Source organism: Corynebacterium tuberculostearicum, assembly GCF_013408445.1.
Taxonomy (GTDB): Bacteria; Actinomycetota; Actinomycetes; order Mycobacteriales; family Mycobacteriaceae; genus Corynebacterium; species Corynebacterium tuberculostearicum.
The window spans coordinates 348198-363930 of record NZ_JACBZL010000001.1; the positions used below are offsets into that span (position 1 = coordinate 348198).

At 59.9% G+C, this 15733-nt stretch carries 15 protein-coding genes; 10 read left to right on the forward strand and 5 right to left on the reverse strand.

Annotated features, from left to right (window positions below; genetic code table 11):
* Positions 1 to 24: 24 nt before the first annotated feature.
* Positions 25 to 939: a uroporphyrinogen decarboxylase/cobalamine-independent methonine synthase family protein gene (locus BJ985_RS01675; protein ID WP_179386400.1), complete on the forward strand. Its 915-nt coding sequence runs from the start codon at positions 25 to 27 to the stop codon at positions 937 to 939.
* On the opposite strand, the gene BJ985_RS01680 is transcribed toward BJ985_RS01675, so the two are convergent.
* Entirely contained in the window at positions 936 to 2057 is a 1122-nt protein-coding gene (locus tag BJ985_RS01680; RefSeq protein WP_179386401.1) for an ATP-binding protein, read from the reverse strand. The two genes, BJ985_RS01675 and BJ985_RS01680, sit on opposite strands and share 4 nt — an antisense overlap.
* 69 nt (positions 2058 to 2126) lie before the next feature.
* Positions 2127 to 2798 (reverse strand): 3'-5' exonuclease, encoded by a 672-nt coding sequence (locus BJ985_RS01685; protein WP_179386402.1) that lies wholly within the window; start codon positions 2796 to 2798, stop codon positions 2127 to 2129.
* Positions 2799 to 2843: 45 nt separating this feature from the next.
* On the opposite strand from BJ985_RS01685, the gene ligA reads away from it, so the two are divergent.
* Positions 2844 to 4913: an NAD-dependent DNA ligase LigA gene (gene ligA / locus BJ985_RS01690; protein ID WP_218840665.1), complete on the forward strand. Its 2070-nt coding sequence runs from the start codon at positions 2844 to 2846 to the stop codon at positions 4911 to 4913.
* A gap of 10 nt (positions 4914 to 4923) precedes the next feature.
* Here ligA and BJ985_RS01695 read toward each other — a convergent pair whose 3' ends face one another.
* Entirely contained in the window at positions 4924 to 5583 is a 660-nt protein-coding gene (locus tag BJ985_RS01695; RefSeq protein ID WP_049377149.1) for an ACT domain-containing protein, read from the reverse strand.
* Between the two features lie 180 nt (positions 5584 to 5763).
* On the opposite strand from BJ985_RS01695, the gene gatC reads away from it, so the two are divergent.
* The 3 genes from gatC to BJ985_RS01710 all read left to right on the forward strand — a co-directional run bounded on the left by gatC (position 5764) and on the right by BJ985_RS01710 (position 8153).
* The gene (gatC, locus tag BJ985_RS01700; protein WP_218840749.1) at positions 5764 to 6084 is read left to right on the forward strand and encodes an Asp-tRNA(Asn)/Glu-tRNA(Gln) amidotransferase subunit GatC; all 321 of its coding nucleotides are present in this window, start codon (positions 5764 to 5766) and stop codon (positions 6082 to 6084) included.
* Positions 6085 to 7572, forward strand: coding sequence for an Asp-tRNA(Asn)/Glu-tRNA(Gln) amidotransferase subunit GatA (gene gatA, locus BJ985_RS01705; RefSeq protein ID WP_179386404.1), 1488 nt, complete (start codon positions 6085 to 6087; stop codon positions 7570 to 7572). It begins immediately after the preceding gene.
* 86 nt (positions 7573 to 7658) lie between these two features.
* Positions 7659 to 8153, forward strand: a complete 495-nt coding sequence (locus tag BJ985_RS01710; protein WP_005323345.1) for an META domain-containing protein — start codon at positions 7659 to 7661, stop codon at positions 8151 to 8153.
* A gap of 73 nt (positions 8154 to 8226) precedes the next feature.
* Here BJ985_RS01710 and BJ985_RS01715 read toward each other — a convergent pair whose 3' ends face one another.
* Entirely contained in the window at positions 8227 to 8550 is a 324-nt protein-coding gene (locus tag BJ985_RS01715) for a hypothetical protein (RefSeq protein WP_005323344.1), read from the reverse strand.
* Positions 8551 to 8597: 47 nt separating this feature from the next.
* On the opposite strand from BJ985_RS01715, the gene BJ985_RS01720 reads away from it, so the two are divergent.
* The 3 genes from BJ985_RS01720 (at position 8598) to BJ985_RS01730 (ending at position 12078) form a co-directional block, all read left to right on the forward strand.
* A complete protein-coding gene (locus BJ985_RS01720; protein WP_179386405.1) occupies positions 8598 to 9974 on the forward strand; it encodes an MFS transporter in 1377 nt (458 codons plus the stop codon).
* Between the two features lie 24 nt (positions 9975 to 9998).
* Positions 9999 to 11030: an ATP-dependent 6-phosphofructokinase gene (locus BJ985_RS01725; protein ID WP_005323342.1), complete on the forward strand. Its 1032-nt coding sequence runs from the start codon at positions 9999 to 10001 to the stop codon at positions 11028 to 11030.
* 79 nt (positions 11031 to 11109) lie between these two features.
* Complete coding sequence (locus tag BJ985_RS01730) at positions 11110 to 12078, forward strand: bile acid:sodium symporter family protein (protein ID WP_050780311.1); 969 nt, start codon at positions 11110 to 11112, stop codon at positions 12076 to 12078.
* A 10-nt stretch (positions 12079 to 12088) separates the two neighbouring features.
* On the opposite strand, the gene BJ985_RS01735 is transcribed toward BJ985_RS01730, so the two are convergent.
* Complete coding sequence (locus BJ985_RS01735; protein ID WP_179386406.1) at positions 12089 to 12874, reverse strand: DUF4261 domain-containing protein; 786 nt, start codon at positions 12872 to 12874, stop codon at positions 12089 to 12091.
* Between the two features lie 57 nt (positions 12875 to 12931).
* Here BJ985_RS01735 and gatB point away from each other — a divergent pair, with 57 nt between their 5' ends.
* On the forward strand, positions 12932 to 14437 hold the full coding sequence (gene gatB / locus BJ985_RS01740; protein WP_040425024.1) for an Asp-tRNA(Asn)/Glu-tRNA(Gln) amidotransferase subunit GatB: 1506 nt from the start codon (positions 12932 to 12934) through the stop codon (positions 14435 to 14437).
* Between the two features lie 137 nt (positions 14438 to 14574).
* Positions 14575 to 15627 (forward strand): NAD(P)-dependent alcohol dehydrogenase, encoded by a 1053-nt coding sequence (locus BJ985_RS01745; RefSeq protein ID WP_040425022.1) that lies wholly within the window; start codon positions 14575 to 14577, stop codon positions 15625 to 15627.
* Positions 15628 to 15733 lie beyond the last annotated feature (106 nt).

Sequence of the window (15733 nt, forward strand, 5' to 3'; positions counted from 1 at the left end):
AATAATACTAGCGCCGAGGTGAATATGGACGCTTTTGGCTTAGGCCCTATGCCGGGATACTCCATGAGTGAGGCTGCGGACATCGTGATGGGGGAGACGGGTGGTCTCCCGCACCTTCCGCAATTGCCGGACCGCGGGATTCACGCTGGGGCCATTGGGCGAACAGCGGGCTTGTTGGAAGCAGTCTCCATTGACCGCGGACCACGATCGTGGGTACTCAGGGATCGGCCGCAGCTCATCTCGCATCGGATCGGTGACCAGATGAGCCGGGACCTGGATGAGATTCAGGAGGTGTGGGGCGAGTCAGTTCCGCGCGTCAAGGTCCAAGCGGTAGGCCCGTGGAGTTTGGCGGCCGCTGTGGAGCTAGGAAACGGGCACCGCGCGATTACTGATTCGGGTGCTTTCCGGGACCTGTGTGGTGCACTATTGGCCGGAATTCAGGGACACAAGGCACAGGTGGCACAGCGCTTTGGGGCAGACGTGCGAGTGCAGCTGGACGAGCCCCTGCTTGCCGACGTCCTTTCGGGCACCCTTCCAGGCACCACCGATTTCGATACGATTAGGGCTGTTCCCGCAGACCAGGTCAATGCGACACTGGCGGAGTTTGGCGCGGACTACCTTCGGCTTCGCGATCCATTATGGGAAGTGGCGGCGAAGACGGTGCTGCTCGATTTTGCTGGTCTAGCCTCGTCCGAGCATCTCGATGGCTTGGGGCAGTGGATTGATGGCGGAGCTCGCGTCGGATTGGGCGTGGCAGGGCAAGACGCTCGCACGGAGGCTATTTCTATTGCACAGCACTTCGACCGCATGGGATTGTCGCGGGAGCGAATCCCAGGGCAGGTTGATATCTTCCCGTGGCCGGTGGAAAAGGCCGCGCACAGCTACTCCTTTGCTGCTGAGATGGCGGGCATCCTCATCCGCGACGCCGGCGATCTTTAATCAACGCGACCGCGGCTATCCGTGGTGGTGAAGTATTCGCCCATATAGGGGATGACGTAGCGCAGCTTGCCATGTGCGGTGGGTTCGATGAGGTCGGCGTCGATAAGCCGCTGGCGGGTGGCCGATAAGGAGCGCACCGTCCGGTCCATGTGGCCCGCGATGTCTGCGATGGCGGCGATGCCTTCGACTTCGACTGCGGCCATCGCTTCCAGGAACTCCCGCTGCGCCGGCGGCAGGGCTAGCGTCGCAGGTTGGTGCACCTGCGCGCCCATGATCGATATTGCATCAGGGGCGATGGTGGCAATTGTCTGCTGGGAAATGCCGCTTTCCTGGTTCCGGCGACTGCGCTCCCAGGCCAGCGAGCCCACCAATTGCACGAGGTAGGGGTAGCCGCGGGTGAGCGCGGCGGCGTCCGTAATCGCTTCGTGGCTAAACTCCAGACCTGAGCCCGAGGCTGTATGCTCGAGCGCCCGCTCGGCATTGGCCGGCGACAAGGGGCCGAGCACGAATTTCTGGGCCCGGCGCAGGAAGGTGACCCCGGGCAGGTCCAGCAAGTGGTTGACCCCCTGCGGCAGGCCAGCGGCCACCAAGGCGATATCGATTTCATCGCGCACCAAGTCTTGGTAGGCCACGGCGATGGTGGTGAGCTCTTCGACGTCGGCGTCTTGAACCTCGTCGATGGTCAGGAGGATTCCGGTTCCCCTTAGCTCGGCGGAAAGCTCGCGTAGGCGAGTATTCAACGTGGGGGTGAAGCGGTCTTCCTTCTGGTGGTCGAAGCCAATCGATCCTACGCCGCCGATGCCGATGCGGCTGACCTTCTTCTTATCGCTGGGCGAAAGCCGCTCGAGAAGCCTCGGAATCGTGGTGTTGACCAGTTCCTCCACCATGGTGGAGCGCCCGGAGGCGCGTAGCGTTACCCAACCGCGCGCTTCAGCAATGTCTTCCAACTCGTTGATGAGGACCGTTTTGCCGATGCCCCTAGCGCCGCTTAGCACCATGGAACGGGAGGCATTGCCTGCCGAACCATCGAGGGCGGTGCGGAAACTATCGAGCACGACGCCGCGGCCGACCCAGAACAGGGGAGGGGCGCCGAATGTCGGGCGGAATGGATTGTCCATGCGGCTAGTGTAACCGGTCTTGTCGGAGATTTGGGAGACTTTCGGCTCAATGTGGAGATTTGGGAGACTTTATCCGATTAGCGGCCACGCGGTCGAGACATCCGAGGCATCGCGGCCCTTGCCTTCCAAGTACTTTTTGAAGGCGACGCGGTCCTCGTACCACTTGACGGCTTGGAACTCCATGAGCTCATTTTCATCCATCTGCGCCAGGTTGGGGTAGTGCTGGCGAACCTGCTTCCAAGCCACGCGGGCGGCCGCGAGGGCGTCGGCAGTAGCTTCGTGAGCATTGCCAAGCTCAACGCCGTAGTGCTCGCACACGGCGCCGAGGGTGCGTTTTCCTTTACGCCACTTATCGCTGACACGGTCAATCACGTATGGGTCATAGACCGGTCCGGTCACCGTAAAATCTCCGGTCAGGCTGCGCAAGACGGTGAGATCAAATGCTGCGTTGTAGACGATCAGCGTGAGGCCATCCTCCCATGCGGCCTTGATTGCGTCGACCGTATCCTTCAGCACCTCCTCGTGCGGGCGGCCCTCGGCGCGAGCCTTTTCCGTAGTAATTCCATGGACATTGGTCGCTTCCTGCGGAATTTCGATTCCGGGATCGGCAAGGTGCTCTACTTTTTGCACATCGCGGCCGTCAATGCGGACTAGGGCAGAGGTAACAATGCGAGCTTCTTTAGGGTTGGCCGAGGTGGTCTCAAGGTCGAAGGCGAGCATGCGGGAGGCGTCGAAATTCATGATCCATACCTTAGTAGCTAGCCCCGACACGAGGGATAGCTACACTTGGGCAGCGTGACTAATCCAGTTGATCTGCACCGTGAATGGAATGACCTCGCGCAGGAAGTGCGCCGCCACCGCAACCTGTACTACAACGGTGAGCCGGCTATTCCCGACGCCGACTTTGATGCACTTTTTCAGCGCCTTCTTGCGCTAGAAGAAGAGCACCCAGAGCTTGCCGTGCCTGATTCGCCCACCCAGCAGGTGGGTGCTGCCCCGAGCGCCGGCGAGGATATTGAGCACCTTGAGCGCATGATGAGCTTGGACAATGTTTTTAGCGCTGGCGAGATGCAGGATTGGTTGGATAGAACACCGGCAAAAACTTATCTCACCGAGCTCAAGATTGATGGCTTGTCTATCGACTTGGTTTATCGCAATGGGCGCTTGACCACCGCTGCTACTCGTGGCGACGGCACGGTGGGCGAGGAGATCACCGCCAATGCCCGCGTAATCGAGGATATTCCGCACGAGCTTACGGGAACTGCTGAATACCCTGTCCCGGAGCTTATCGAGATCCGTGGCGAGGTATATATGCGCCCCGAGGATTTCGAGGAGATCAATGAGGAACGCGCGGCTGATGGCAAGGATAAATTTGCCAACCCGCGTAATGCCGCGGCCGGTGGACTTCGCATGAAGGACCCCGCCGAGGTGAAAAAGCGCCGCCTGAAGATGGTGTGCCACGGCTTGGGCGCGCGCGAGGGATTTTCGCCCACCTCACAGCACGATGCCTATAAGGCGATTGCGGCTTGGGGACTGCCCGTTTCCCCGTATACCAAGCAGGTGTACTCGGCCAAAGAGGTTCAGGACGAGGTGGCGCACTGGGCAGAACACCGCCACGACGCCATCTTTGAAATGGATGGTCTCGTGGTCAAGGTGGATGATTTGGCGTCGCAGCGAGCGCTGGGTGCGACTTCCCGCGCACCGCGCTGGGCCATTGCCTACAAGTATCCGCCGGAGGAAGTGACCACGAAGCTCAAAAACATTGAGGTGGGTGTTGGTCGCACCGGGCGAGTAACCCCGTACGCAGTGATGGAGCCAGTCTTCGTTTCCGGATCTACGGTGGAGATGGCTACCCTGCACAACCAATCCGAGGTCAAGCGCAAGGGCGTGCTCATCGGGGATACCGTCATCATCCGTAAGGCGGGCGAAATTATTCCGGAGGTCCTTGGGCCGGTGCGCGAGCAGCGCGATGGTAGCGAGCATGAGTGGACCTTCCCGGAGAACTGTCCTGCGTGCGGCACGAAATTGGCCCCACAGAAGGACGGCGACGCCGATTGGCGTTGCCCCAATACACAGTCCTGTCCGGCGCAGCTCTCGGCACGCCTGGAGTATCTGGCTTCCCGCAAGGCGCTGGATATTGAGGCCTTGGGCGAAAAGGGCGCGATGGATCTGATCGACAACGGCATCCTCGTCGATGAGTCGGAGCTTTTTGAGCTCACCGCGGAAAAGCTATTGGCCTCAGATGTCTATACCGCAAAGAAGGACACCAAAGACAAGCGCTCCAAGAAGGAGGGCAACGTCAAGGTCAATACGGCAGGTCAGAACTTGCTAAACAACCTGGAGGAGGTCAAGGGTCGCGACTTTTGGCGAGTCTTGGTCTCGCTGTCCATACGACACGTGGGCCCGATTGCGGCTCGGGCGCTTGCCTCCCGCTATGGATCCATGGATAAGCTGCGCGCTGCGAAGACGGAGGAGCTTGCAGAGGTCGATGGCGTCGGCATGACCATCGCGCAATCCTTCCACGATTGGTTCGAGGTGGATTGGCATCGCACGATTGTGGACAAATGGGCTGCTGCGGGCGTGGCCATGGAGGTAGCGGCCGAGGACCACAAGGAGCAGACCCTTGAGGGCTTGACCATTGTGGTTACCGGCAGCTTGGAAAACTTCACCAGGGATTCCGCGAAAGAAGCGATTGTCTCTCGCGGCGGCAAGGCTACCGGTTCGGTGTCGAAGAAAACTTCGTACCTCGTTGCCGGCGAAAAGGCTGGCTCGAAGGAGGATAAAGCTCGTGAGCTAGAAATCCCGATTCTCAACGAGTCGCAATTCCAGCAACTACTGGAGACCGGAGAAGCCTAATTCGCTTCAGTTACTTGAGGAAGCTGCCCAAGATAGTGCCGATGTGGCCCAAGTGCTCGACCTCGGAGGCGAGGTAGTCAGGGCCGCCGGTTCGCCCCATGGCGATGACCAATCCGGTATCGCCGAGTGGGGCGGCGGCGAGTGCGGAGTCAAGCAGGGACCAGCTTTCTGGCACCCACTCGTCGCGCTCGGGGTGGAGGACGCGGGCGCTTTCGACCTCAATGTCGTGAGGAACGGTGCCGTCATCTTCCGGGGCGGCGTTGGAGGAGGCCAGGCGGCGGATAGGCTCGTTATTATCAATGACGATGCACCAGGTGGAGGTGAGTGCCTTCGGGATGGCCGCGACGACCTCTTCCATGGCCGCAGTGACATTGGTGGCATTAGCTACACGCGCGAGCAGCTCGATCTGGCCGCGGCGGTCTACCCGGCCGCTAAACGGGCGGATGGAGTCAATTTCCACACCGTCGACGGAGGAGGCGGCGGTGATAAGCACATCGGCCATGGCGCCTTGGGGTAGCTCAATGACGATGTCATCCATAACGGTACCATCGGGGAAGTTTTCTACGATGTCGACCGATTGGATATTGCCGTCGACGAGTCCAAAGGCGTCGGCAAGCTGGCCCAGGCTGCCAGGGGCATCGGGGAGCAGTACACGGATCAAAAAGGACATGGTCTCGCACGCTTTCGGTAGCTTGTAGTCCCAAACATGATACGTGCGTCACAATGCGGGCTTCAAGCAACGCAAATTTGGGGTGACGCGGCAGCCGTCTCGGTAGGTGCAGTACCATGGGTCGTTAGCAATTCACATAGTACATGCATGGTGTGAATATTTTTCACCCGCATGTCGATTATGCAGATAAAGGATGGAGTTCGCGTGTCTGAGATTTCGCGTGATGAGGTAGCCCACCTCGCCAAGCTTTCCCGCCTGGCCCTCAGTGAGGAAGAGCTAGCCCAGTTTGCAACGCAGATTGATGAAATTGTTGATTCCGTTTCCGCTGTAGGAAACGTGGATACCGAGGGTGTGGAGCCGATGAGTCACCCGCACTCCGTGGACGCCCCGATGCGCGAGGACGTTATTGTGCGCACCCTTACTGCAGAACAGGCTTTGGATCAGGCGCCGGCCGTAGAAGATGAGCGCTTCGTTGTGCCACAGATTTTGGGAGGAGAATAAATGTCTAACCTGACCGTTCCTGCGGAGGGCTTGATCTCCCTGACCGCCGCCGAGTTGGCGGAAAAGATTCACTCCCGCGAAATTACCTCCCGCGAGGTTACTCAGGCCTTCCTGGATCGCATCGCAGAGACCAATGAGGAGCTTAATTCCTTCCTGCACGTGGGGGCGGAAGAAGCCCTCGCGGCTGCCGACGCCGTGGATAAGGCCCTCGATGCCGGCGAAGAGCCTGCTTCTGGTCTGGCAGGCGTGCCCCTGGCGCTGAAGGATTTGCTCGTTACCACCGATGCGCCGACCACCGCAGCGTCCAAGATGCTGGAAGGCTACGTTTCTCCCTACGACGCCACCGTGACCAAGCGTCTGCGCGAGGCCGGAATTCCCATCCTGGGCAAGACCAACCTGGATGAGTTTGCCATGGGTTCTTCTAATGAGAACTCTGCCTTTGGTCCGGCTCATAACCCTTATGACACCGAGCGCACTCCGGGTGGTTCTGGTGGCGGCACCGCTGCCGCACTCGCCTCCGGGCAGGCGCCACTCGGCATTGGTACCGATACCGGCGGCTCCATCCGCCAGCCAGCCGCGCTGACCAACACTGTGGGTGTAAAGCCCACCTATGGCACCGTGTCTCGCTATGGCCTTATTGCTGCCGCATCCTCCCTGGATCAGGCTGGCCCCTGTGGCCGTACCGTCCTCGACACCGCGCTCCTGCACGAGGTCATTGCTGGCCACGATGCTTTCGATGCGACCTCCGTGGATAAGCCGGTAGCACCGGTTGTCGCCGCCGCACGCGAAGGTGCCAACGGTGACCTCTCTGGTGTCAAGGTGGGCCTCATTAAGCAGTTTGAGCGCGATGGCTGGCAGGAAGGCGTGATGGAGAACTACCACGCCGCCGTTGAGCAGCTGCGCGAGCAGGGTGCGGAGATCATCGAGGTAGATTGCCCGCATTTCGATGACGCCTTGGCAGCGTACTACCTGATCATGCCGTGTGAGGTCTCGTCCAACCTGGCACGCTTCGATGGCATGCGTTATGGCCTGCGTGCGGGCGATGACGGCTCCCACTCCGCGGAGCAGGTCATGTCCCAGTCCCGTGCGGAGGGCTTTGGCCCCGAGGTCAAGCGCCGCATCATGCTGGGCACCTATGCGCTGTCCGTTGGCTACTACGACGCCTACTATTTGCAGGCGCAGCGCGTGCGTACCCTCATTGCACAGGACTTTGCCCGCGCCTTCGAGCAGGTCGACGTGCTCGTTTCCCCGACCACCCCGACTACCGCATTCAAGCTGGGGGAGAAGGCCGAGGATCCGATGGCAATGTATAACTTTGACCTGTGCACCCTGCCGCTGAACCTGGCCGGCCTGTGTGGCATGTCTGTGCCCTCCGGTTTGGCCAGCGATACCAACCTGCCCACCGGTTTGCAGATCATGGCTCCGGCTTTCGAGGATGACCGCCTCTACAAGGTGGGCGCTGCCTACGAGGCCGGCCGCGATAAGTAAAACGCCGCCTGTGGAGTCCCTGACGATTCCATAAGGATTTCTTTACCCCCGTTGAATTTATATTCGGCGGGGGTAAATTCTTGGGCATGCATTTCAAAAAGACCGCACTATTTTCGTTGTCCGCCGCTGCACTGATGGGCGCTGGTGCCGCCAACGCCGCGCAGGTCCCCGACATCGATCCGGGGTTTAGCATGACCGCGCCGACTCAGTCTGACCTGATTTCTTCGCTCCCAGAGGGCGCCGAGAAGCTGGAGCCTCACGTGGAGGGCCAGACTATCACCGGCGAGCTCCACTCCGTCAAGGAAGATGGCAAGCTGAGCGTCACCTTTGCCAAGGACCGCACCTTGGTAGTCAATGATGGTTGCAATATCTACACCACTACCTACGAGGTGGCTAAGGACGGCACTATCAGCGTGGGCGAGTTCAACTCCACCCGTGCGGCCTGCGACGAGCATACGCAGCAGCTTTCCGACGCCCTTCGTGGCCTCCTCGACTCCAACCCCTCCTTCTATAACCTCCCCGGCGGCACCGTTGCCTTGGGTAGCGAGGATGCGGCGGTTGAGTTCACTGTGGCCAAGTAGGAACCAACGGCAGTCAGGATAGAAGAAAGCGCACCATGTCGAGGGACGTGGTGCGCATTGGTGTGGGTGGGGACTATTTGGCGTCGGAAAGCGCATAAGCCGCGCCCGCCGAAGCTGCGGTGACGCTCAGTACCGCCGGCCACGCACCGATCTTCTTGGCCAGCGGGTGGGAGGCGCCGAATGCGCCCACGTAGAGTGCGCACAGGCCGGCAGTGGTAGCCGGGGTGGTTTTCTTGGCCCAAGAGCGACCCGCCCAGACACCGGCAGCGGCGAGGATTACGCCGCCCAGCGGGCGAATGCCGGTCTCGCGGGCGGTGACCCAGCCACCGATAAGGCCGAGGGTGACAGTAGTGGCGGTAGAAACGTCTTGGGGCTTTTTAATATCGATCATGGACATGTGACCAGTCTAGGTCGACATTTTTCGGCCCGCTAGACTCTAAGGCCATGACTGTGGAGACGCATCTGCCGCCCGAGCGCCAAGCATGGCGCGCCATGTTTGCATTGTCCCTCGGATTCTTTGTATCCCTGCTGGACCAATCCATGGTGGCGGTGGCGCTGCCTGACCTGCAACGCGAGCTGAACGCGGGGGTAAACCACACCATGTGGGTATCCGCGGCCTATTTGTTGGCTGTGGTGGTGCCGCTGCTCTTTTCCGGCCGCTTGGGTGATGTTTTGGGCCAGCGCCGGATGTTCTGTTTGGGTGTGGGAATTTTCGGACTCGGTGCGGTGGCGTGTGCCGTGGTGCCCACTGTGGAAGTGCTTATCGCGGCGCGTGCCGTGCAAGGCGTGGGTGCGTCCCTCCAGATGCCACAGACTATGTCCGTTATCAATCGCATCTTTGCGCGTGAGCGCCGTGGGCGCGCACTGGGCGTGTGGGGCGTCATCGGCTCGGTAGCTGCACTTGCCGGTCCACTCGCCGGGGGCTTTCTGGTCGGGCACTTTGGGTGGCAGGCTGCCTTTTGGGTACACGTTCCCTTCGTGGTGCTAGCCATTGTCTTCGCGCTGATGTGGGTACCTGAGCTCCCCACGACCGCGCAGTCCATCGATGCGCCCTCGGCCATCGTGTCGCTCATCGCCTTGGCGGCAATCGTCTTTGGTATTCAGCAGGGCCCGGTGCTTGGCTGGGGATGGACCATTTGGCTGATCCTGCTCGCCGGAGTTGTCGCTAGCGTCTGGTTTATTCGACTGCAGGCAACTGCCCAGGCCCGCGGGTCGAGTCCGCTGGTGCCGCTGGCGCTATTTAGTGACCGCAATTACCTGGCGGGCTCGGTAGGCATCATCGCAATGGGGTTTATGGCTGCCGCGGTGATGCTGCCCATCATGCTGTGGTTGCAGACCATGCAGGGCGTTCCTGCGGGCGAAGCCGGCATCATCGTGGCTCCTATGGCGCTGGTATCCCTCCTGATATCCCCGCTGGCTGGAATCATGGCGGATCACGTCAATCCGCGGATTCTTGGGGTGATGGGATTTTCTATCCTTATATTCTCGCTCCTTGCGGCATGGTGGGTCATGCAGGTCGACGCCCTTCCGTGGGTACTCGGGCTGCCCATCGCCGGCCTAGGTGTGGGACAGTCCTTCATTTGGGGTTCCAACGCAGCTACCACCTTGCGTGATATCTCACCGGAACTTATGGGCGCTGCCTCCGGTGTGTACAACACCTCCCGCCAGGTGGGATCCGTGGTGGGAGTTGCCCTGGTATCCGCAGTTATGCAAACGGGAAGCCCAGAGGCGGCAATTATTAATTCGCTGCTCGTCATTGTGGCTGCGCTGGTGGTGGGCCTGGTTTCTGCCCTAGGTTTTAGGGACACTCTGCAGGCCTAAAAATCGCGCGCTAGATTGGTAGGTATGCGTCTAGGTGTTTTAACGTCCGGCGGCGATTGCCCCGGTCTCAATGCTGTAATCCGTGCGGTAGTGCGTACCGCGTCCAATGAATTTGGAGATACCGTTGTAGGTTATGAAGACGGCTGGGTGGGCCTGATGGAAGACCGCCGCCGCGATCTTTATGACGATGCGGAAATCGACCGTATTTTGTTGCGCGGCGGCACCATCCTGGGCACCGGCCGCCTGCATCCGGATAAATTCAAGGCCGGCCTTGACCAGATTAAGTCCAACATGGCGGATGCCGGGGTAGACGCCCTTGTCGCCATCGGTGGTGAAGGTACCCTCAAGGGCGCAAAGTGGCTTTCTGATAACGGCGTGCCGGTAGTGGGCGTGCCGAAGACCATTGATAATGACGTTAACGCCACCGACTACACCTTTGGTTTCGATACCGCCGTTTCTGTGGCCACCGATGCTATCGACCGTCTGCACACCACCGCGGAGTCCCATAACCGCATCCTGATTGTGGAAGTTATGGGCCGCCATGTGGGATGGATTGCCCTGCATGCGGGCATGGCCGGTGGTGCGCACTACACCGTGGTACCGGAAGAGCCCTTCGATATTGCGGAGATTACGAAGGCGATGGAACGTCGCTTCCAGATGGGCGAAAAGTACGGCATTATCTGCGTGGCAGAAGGCGCCCTGCCAAAGGAAGGGACGATGGACTTCGAGGCCGGCGGCGTCGATCAGTTTGGGCACCAGACTTTCAACGGCATTGGCCAAGTAATCGGCGATGAAATCAAGGCACGCACCGGGTATGACGTGCGTACGACCGTGCTGGGGCATATTCAGCGCGGCGGCACGCCGACTGCCTATGACCGCGTGCTTGCTACTCGCTACGGCGTGCACGCAGCGCGCGCCATCCACGAAGGTGAGTCTGGCATGTGTGTTGCCCTCCATGGTGAGGATATTGACCTCGTCCCGCTGGAAGATGCTGTGGGTACGCTCAAGACGGTGCCGGAATCGCGTTATCGCAACGCCCAGGCGCTCTTTGGCTAGAGGCATTCCGCGTTCCGAATATTAAGATAGCGCTCCCACTGGGTGGGAGCGTATTCTTTTGGCTATGAGTATCGATAGCATGACAGATAATCGGGTGGAGGCGCCCGCTGCGCCTTCCTCAGCGCAAGACCGCCAAGCGCTCATTGCAGCGCTCGGCTTTCCCGTGCTGGTGATTATCGGCGGCGTGGTGGGATACCTCGCGCCAGAGACCGCAGCTTCCTTCGCCCCGCAGGTCACCCCGCTGCTGGGTATTGTCATGTTCGGTATGGGCCTAACCCTCAAGCCGGTGGATTTTGCCCTGGTAGCACGCCGTCCGCTGCCTGTTCTCATCGGAGTAGTAGCGCAGTTTGTCATCATGCCGCTAGTGGCGCTCCTGGTAGTCGCGGTGATGGATCTTCCCGATGCTGTAGCTGCCGGCGTTATCTTGGTGGGCTGCGCGCCCGGCGGCACGAGTTCCAACGTGGTGTCTTATCTTGCGCGCGGTGATGTGGCTTTGTCGGTGACCATGACGTCCATTTCCACCTTGTTGGCGCCGGTCCTCACGCCGTTGCTGACACTGTGGCTGGCAGGGGAGTATATGCCGGTCTCCGCCTCCGCCATGGCGTGGTCCATTGTGAAGGTCGTGCTCATTCCGGTAGTCGCCGGCATTCTCATCGGCATGCTGGTTCCGCGCGTGGTGGCAAAGATTAACGCGGCGCTGCCATGGATCTCGGTTGCGGCCATTTCGGCCATTGTGTGCATCGTGGTCGGCGGAGCGCACGACACCATCGCTACCGCAGGCGTACTCGTCTTTGCCGCAGTGGTAATCCATAACGCCTGCGGCTACGGCTTGGGCTACCTGGCCGGAATGCTGACCAAGCAGCCGGTTACCGCGCGGCGCACCATGGCCGTCGAGGTGGGCATGCAAAATTCTGGCTTGGCCACCTCCCTGGCATCGACCTATATGAACCCATTGGCCGCCCTGCCAGGAGCCGTCTTTTCGGTGTGGCACAACCTTTCTGGTGCGGTGCTGGCAGCCATCTGCCGCTATTCGGATTCCCGAAAGTAGGGGGATTCCGCTAGAAATTAATCGTGACCGCAGGATAGGACTCGTCTACAAACCAGGGCTCTTTCTGTACGGTGAGAGGTGGCTGGCCTTGCTCGAAAGAGAGGGTGTCGCCGTCTTTGACGGTGGCGCCTTGGAGCACGTGGTCTGCGATATTGGCCAGCTTGTAATAGAGATCGGTGGGATCCATGGATTTGGTGGCCGCCTGGATTTCGGGGTGTCCGGCTTGGACCAGCCCAACGGTATAACCCAAGATCTTGTTTTCTTTTTGGGTAAGCCACACCGGAGCGATGTGCATTGGAGCAAGGTTATCCCGAACGGCCTCGAGGAAAGTATTCGGCGCAATGGATACGTTTCCGCGGGGGTTGTGGACTATCAGGCAGTCGGGGTGCTCGGCTACCACCGCGGTGGCCTTGGAGAGCAGTTCAAGGTGTTCGCGGCGGGCCTCGCGGAATTGCTTCGCGCGATCATCTTCGGTCTCTTGGGGAAGCACGGATACGAGGATTTGTGCGGTGGCGGAATCGAGGCCGCGGGAATCCGCGCTCAAAATGGGGTGGAGGCCATAGCTATCGCGAGTGGGAGGGGTATCGACGGCTTGGTAGTGCAATAGGAAGGAATCATCAAGCTCGACCATGATGCTTCCCGGATTCTTGCCCGGCATGATATCTCCCAGGCGATCGCCAAAAGTGGTGGTCAGGCGTTCGCTTACCTCCTCAGGGGTAGGGGCAGTGCGGAAGACTGCGATGTTGATCAAAGGGGCATCGATAAGCGCGGCATCAACGCTATGTGGTGTAGTCATAATATTCAGCTTAGGGGCGTGAGCGCGCGGGCGCATCGACGTATTAAGATGGCACGCATGACTGCTGCGATGTATGACCTGATGGACTTCGATGAGGTCCTAGAAAAGTTCGAACCGGTAATGGGCATGGAAGTCCACGTAGAGCTGGATACGGAAACCAAGATGTTTTCTACCTCTCCTACGAACTTCAACGCAGCGCCTAACTCCAACGTTGACCCGGTCTCCCTGGGCCTGCCCGGTGCGCTGCCGGTAGTTAACTCCAAGGGCGTGGAGGGCGCCATCAAGATTGGCCTGGCGCTTAATTGCTCCATTGCGGAGTCCTCTCGCTTTGCCCGCAAGAATTACTTTTACCCGGACCAGCCGAAGAACTATCAGATTTCCCAGTACGACGAGCCGATTGCCTATGACGGCTACCTGGACGTAGTGCTGGAAGACGGCACCGAGTGGCGCGTGGAAATCGAGCGTGCCCACATGGAGGAAGACACCGGCAAGCTGACCCACCTCGGTGGTGCAGACGGCCGTATTCACGGCGCCACGGCGTCCCTGGTGGATTGCAACCGTGCGGGCATTCCTCTCATTGAGATCGTTACCAAGCCGATCATTGGCGCCGGTGAGCGCGCGCCGGAGGTGGCTAAGGCCTACGTTTCCGCGCTGCGTGAGCTCGTTGCAGCCTTGGGCGTTTCCGACGCCCGCATGGATCAAGGCTCCATGCGTGTGGACTCCAACTTGTCCCTGCGCCCGGTGGGCCAGGAAGAGTTTGGTACCCGCACCGAGACCAAGAACATTAACTCCCTGCGTTCCGTGGAGCAGGCGGTTCGCTTCGAAATGCAGCGCCAGGCGCAGGTGCTCGAAGACGGCGGCACCATTGACCAGGAAACCCGCCACTATCAAGAGACCGACGGCACCACCTCCAAGGGTCGTCCAAAGGAGACGGCGGAGGACTACCGTTACTTCAACGATCCGGACCTGCCGCCGGTCATCGCACCGCGCGAGTGGGTAGAAGAGCTGCGCCAGACCCTTCCGGAGCTGCCATGGGTTCGCCGTGCGCGCATCCAGGAAGAGTGGGGCATCAAGGATGAGGAGATGCGCGACTTGGTCAACGCCGGCGCCCTCGACCTCATCGTGGATACCGTTGAGGCCGGCGCGAAGCCGGACGAGGCGCGCTCCTGGTGGGTTTCCTACCTGGCCGGCAAGGCCAACGAGCAGGAGACCGATCTTGCTGGTCTGTCCATTACCCCGCAGCACGTGGCGCGCGTTATCGCGCTCGTCAATGAGGGCAAGCTGACCACCAAGCTCGCACGCAAGGCCGTTGATGGTGTGTTGGCGGGCGAGGGTGACGTCGACGAGGTCGTCGAAAAGCGCGGCTTGGAGGTCGTGCGCGATGACGGCGCCATCGAGAAGGCCGTAGATGACGCGCTGGCCGCCAACCCGGACATCGTGGAAAAGTACCGTGCCGGCAATAAGAAGGTCACCGGTGCCATCGTGGGTGCGGTCATGAAGGCCACCCAGGGCAAGGCCGATCCGGGCCAGGTCAATAAGCTCATCGCAGAGAAGCTGAACTAAGACCCCCACATAGCCAGCCGCGTTCATCCCTCTTCAACCGAAGGGACGTGGCTGGCTTTTTGGTTTTCCTCCCCTGTCGGAAACGGTGATAATTTTCGTTAGGCGAGGTCAGTGGGGTTAAGCGTAGGGTCGTGGGCATGACAATTAAGAGCAAAGTATTGCAAAAGGAAAGCCCTGAAGCTCCATTCAAGGTCGTAGAAATTGAGCGCCGCGATCCGCGCGAAGACGACGTGGTCATTGATATCAAGGCTGCGGGCATCTGCCACTCCGATATTCACACCATCCGCAACGAATGGGGTCAAGCCCACTTCCCGCTGACGGTGGGCCACGAGATTGCCGGCGTCGTGGAAGCCGTGGGCGATAAGGTCACGAAATTTAAAGTCGGCGACCGCGTTGGCGTTGGCTGCCTGGTCAACTCCTGTGGTGAGTGCGAACAGTGTCGCAACGGCCAGGAGCAGAACTGCATGAATGGCAATGTGGGCACCTATAACTCCGAAGACGTAGACGGCACCATTACCCAAGGCGGCTACGCCCAGAAGGTAGTCGTCAACGAAAACTTTGTGTGCACCATTCCGGAGGGTATCGACTTTGATGTCGCAGCCCCGCTGCTGTGCGCCGGAATCACCACCTATTCGCCGCTGGCTCGCTGGCAGGTCAAGGAAGGCGACAAGGTTGCCGTAGTGGGCCTAGGCGGCTTGGGTCACATGGGTGTGCAGATCGCTGCGGCAAAGGGCGCGGAAGTAACCGTGATTTCCCGCTCCCTGCGCAAAGAAAAGGAAGCCTATGAGCTGGGTGCGAAGCATATTCTGGCCACCGGTGAAGAGGAAGACTTCTTTGCCAACCACCGCGGCGAATTCGATGTCATCCTGTCCACCATTTCTGCCCAGTACTCCCTCGATGACTATCTGCAGCTACTGAAGCCGCGCGGCATCATGTCCGTTGTCGGACTTCCGCCGGAGGAGCTGGGGATCCATATGAGCAGCCTCGTCGGCGGCGGCAAGGTGCTTACGGGCAATAACATCGGCGGCATTGCAGAGACCCAGGAGATGCTGGACTTCTGTGCCGAGCACGGTATCGGCGCCGTCATTGAAAAGATCGGCGTTAACGATGTTGATGACGCCTATGAGCGCGTGGTGGCAGGCGATGTAAAGTTCCGCTTCGTGATTGATACCGCGACCTTCGACGACTAAAGCGTTAGGTTGATTTCGCCTAATCACCAAATGTGATTTATCACAACATCGGTATGTGTCAGTAGGTGTTTAACGGGTCACTTACGTACCATTCCTTAAGGAACGC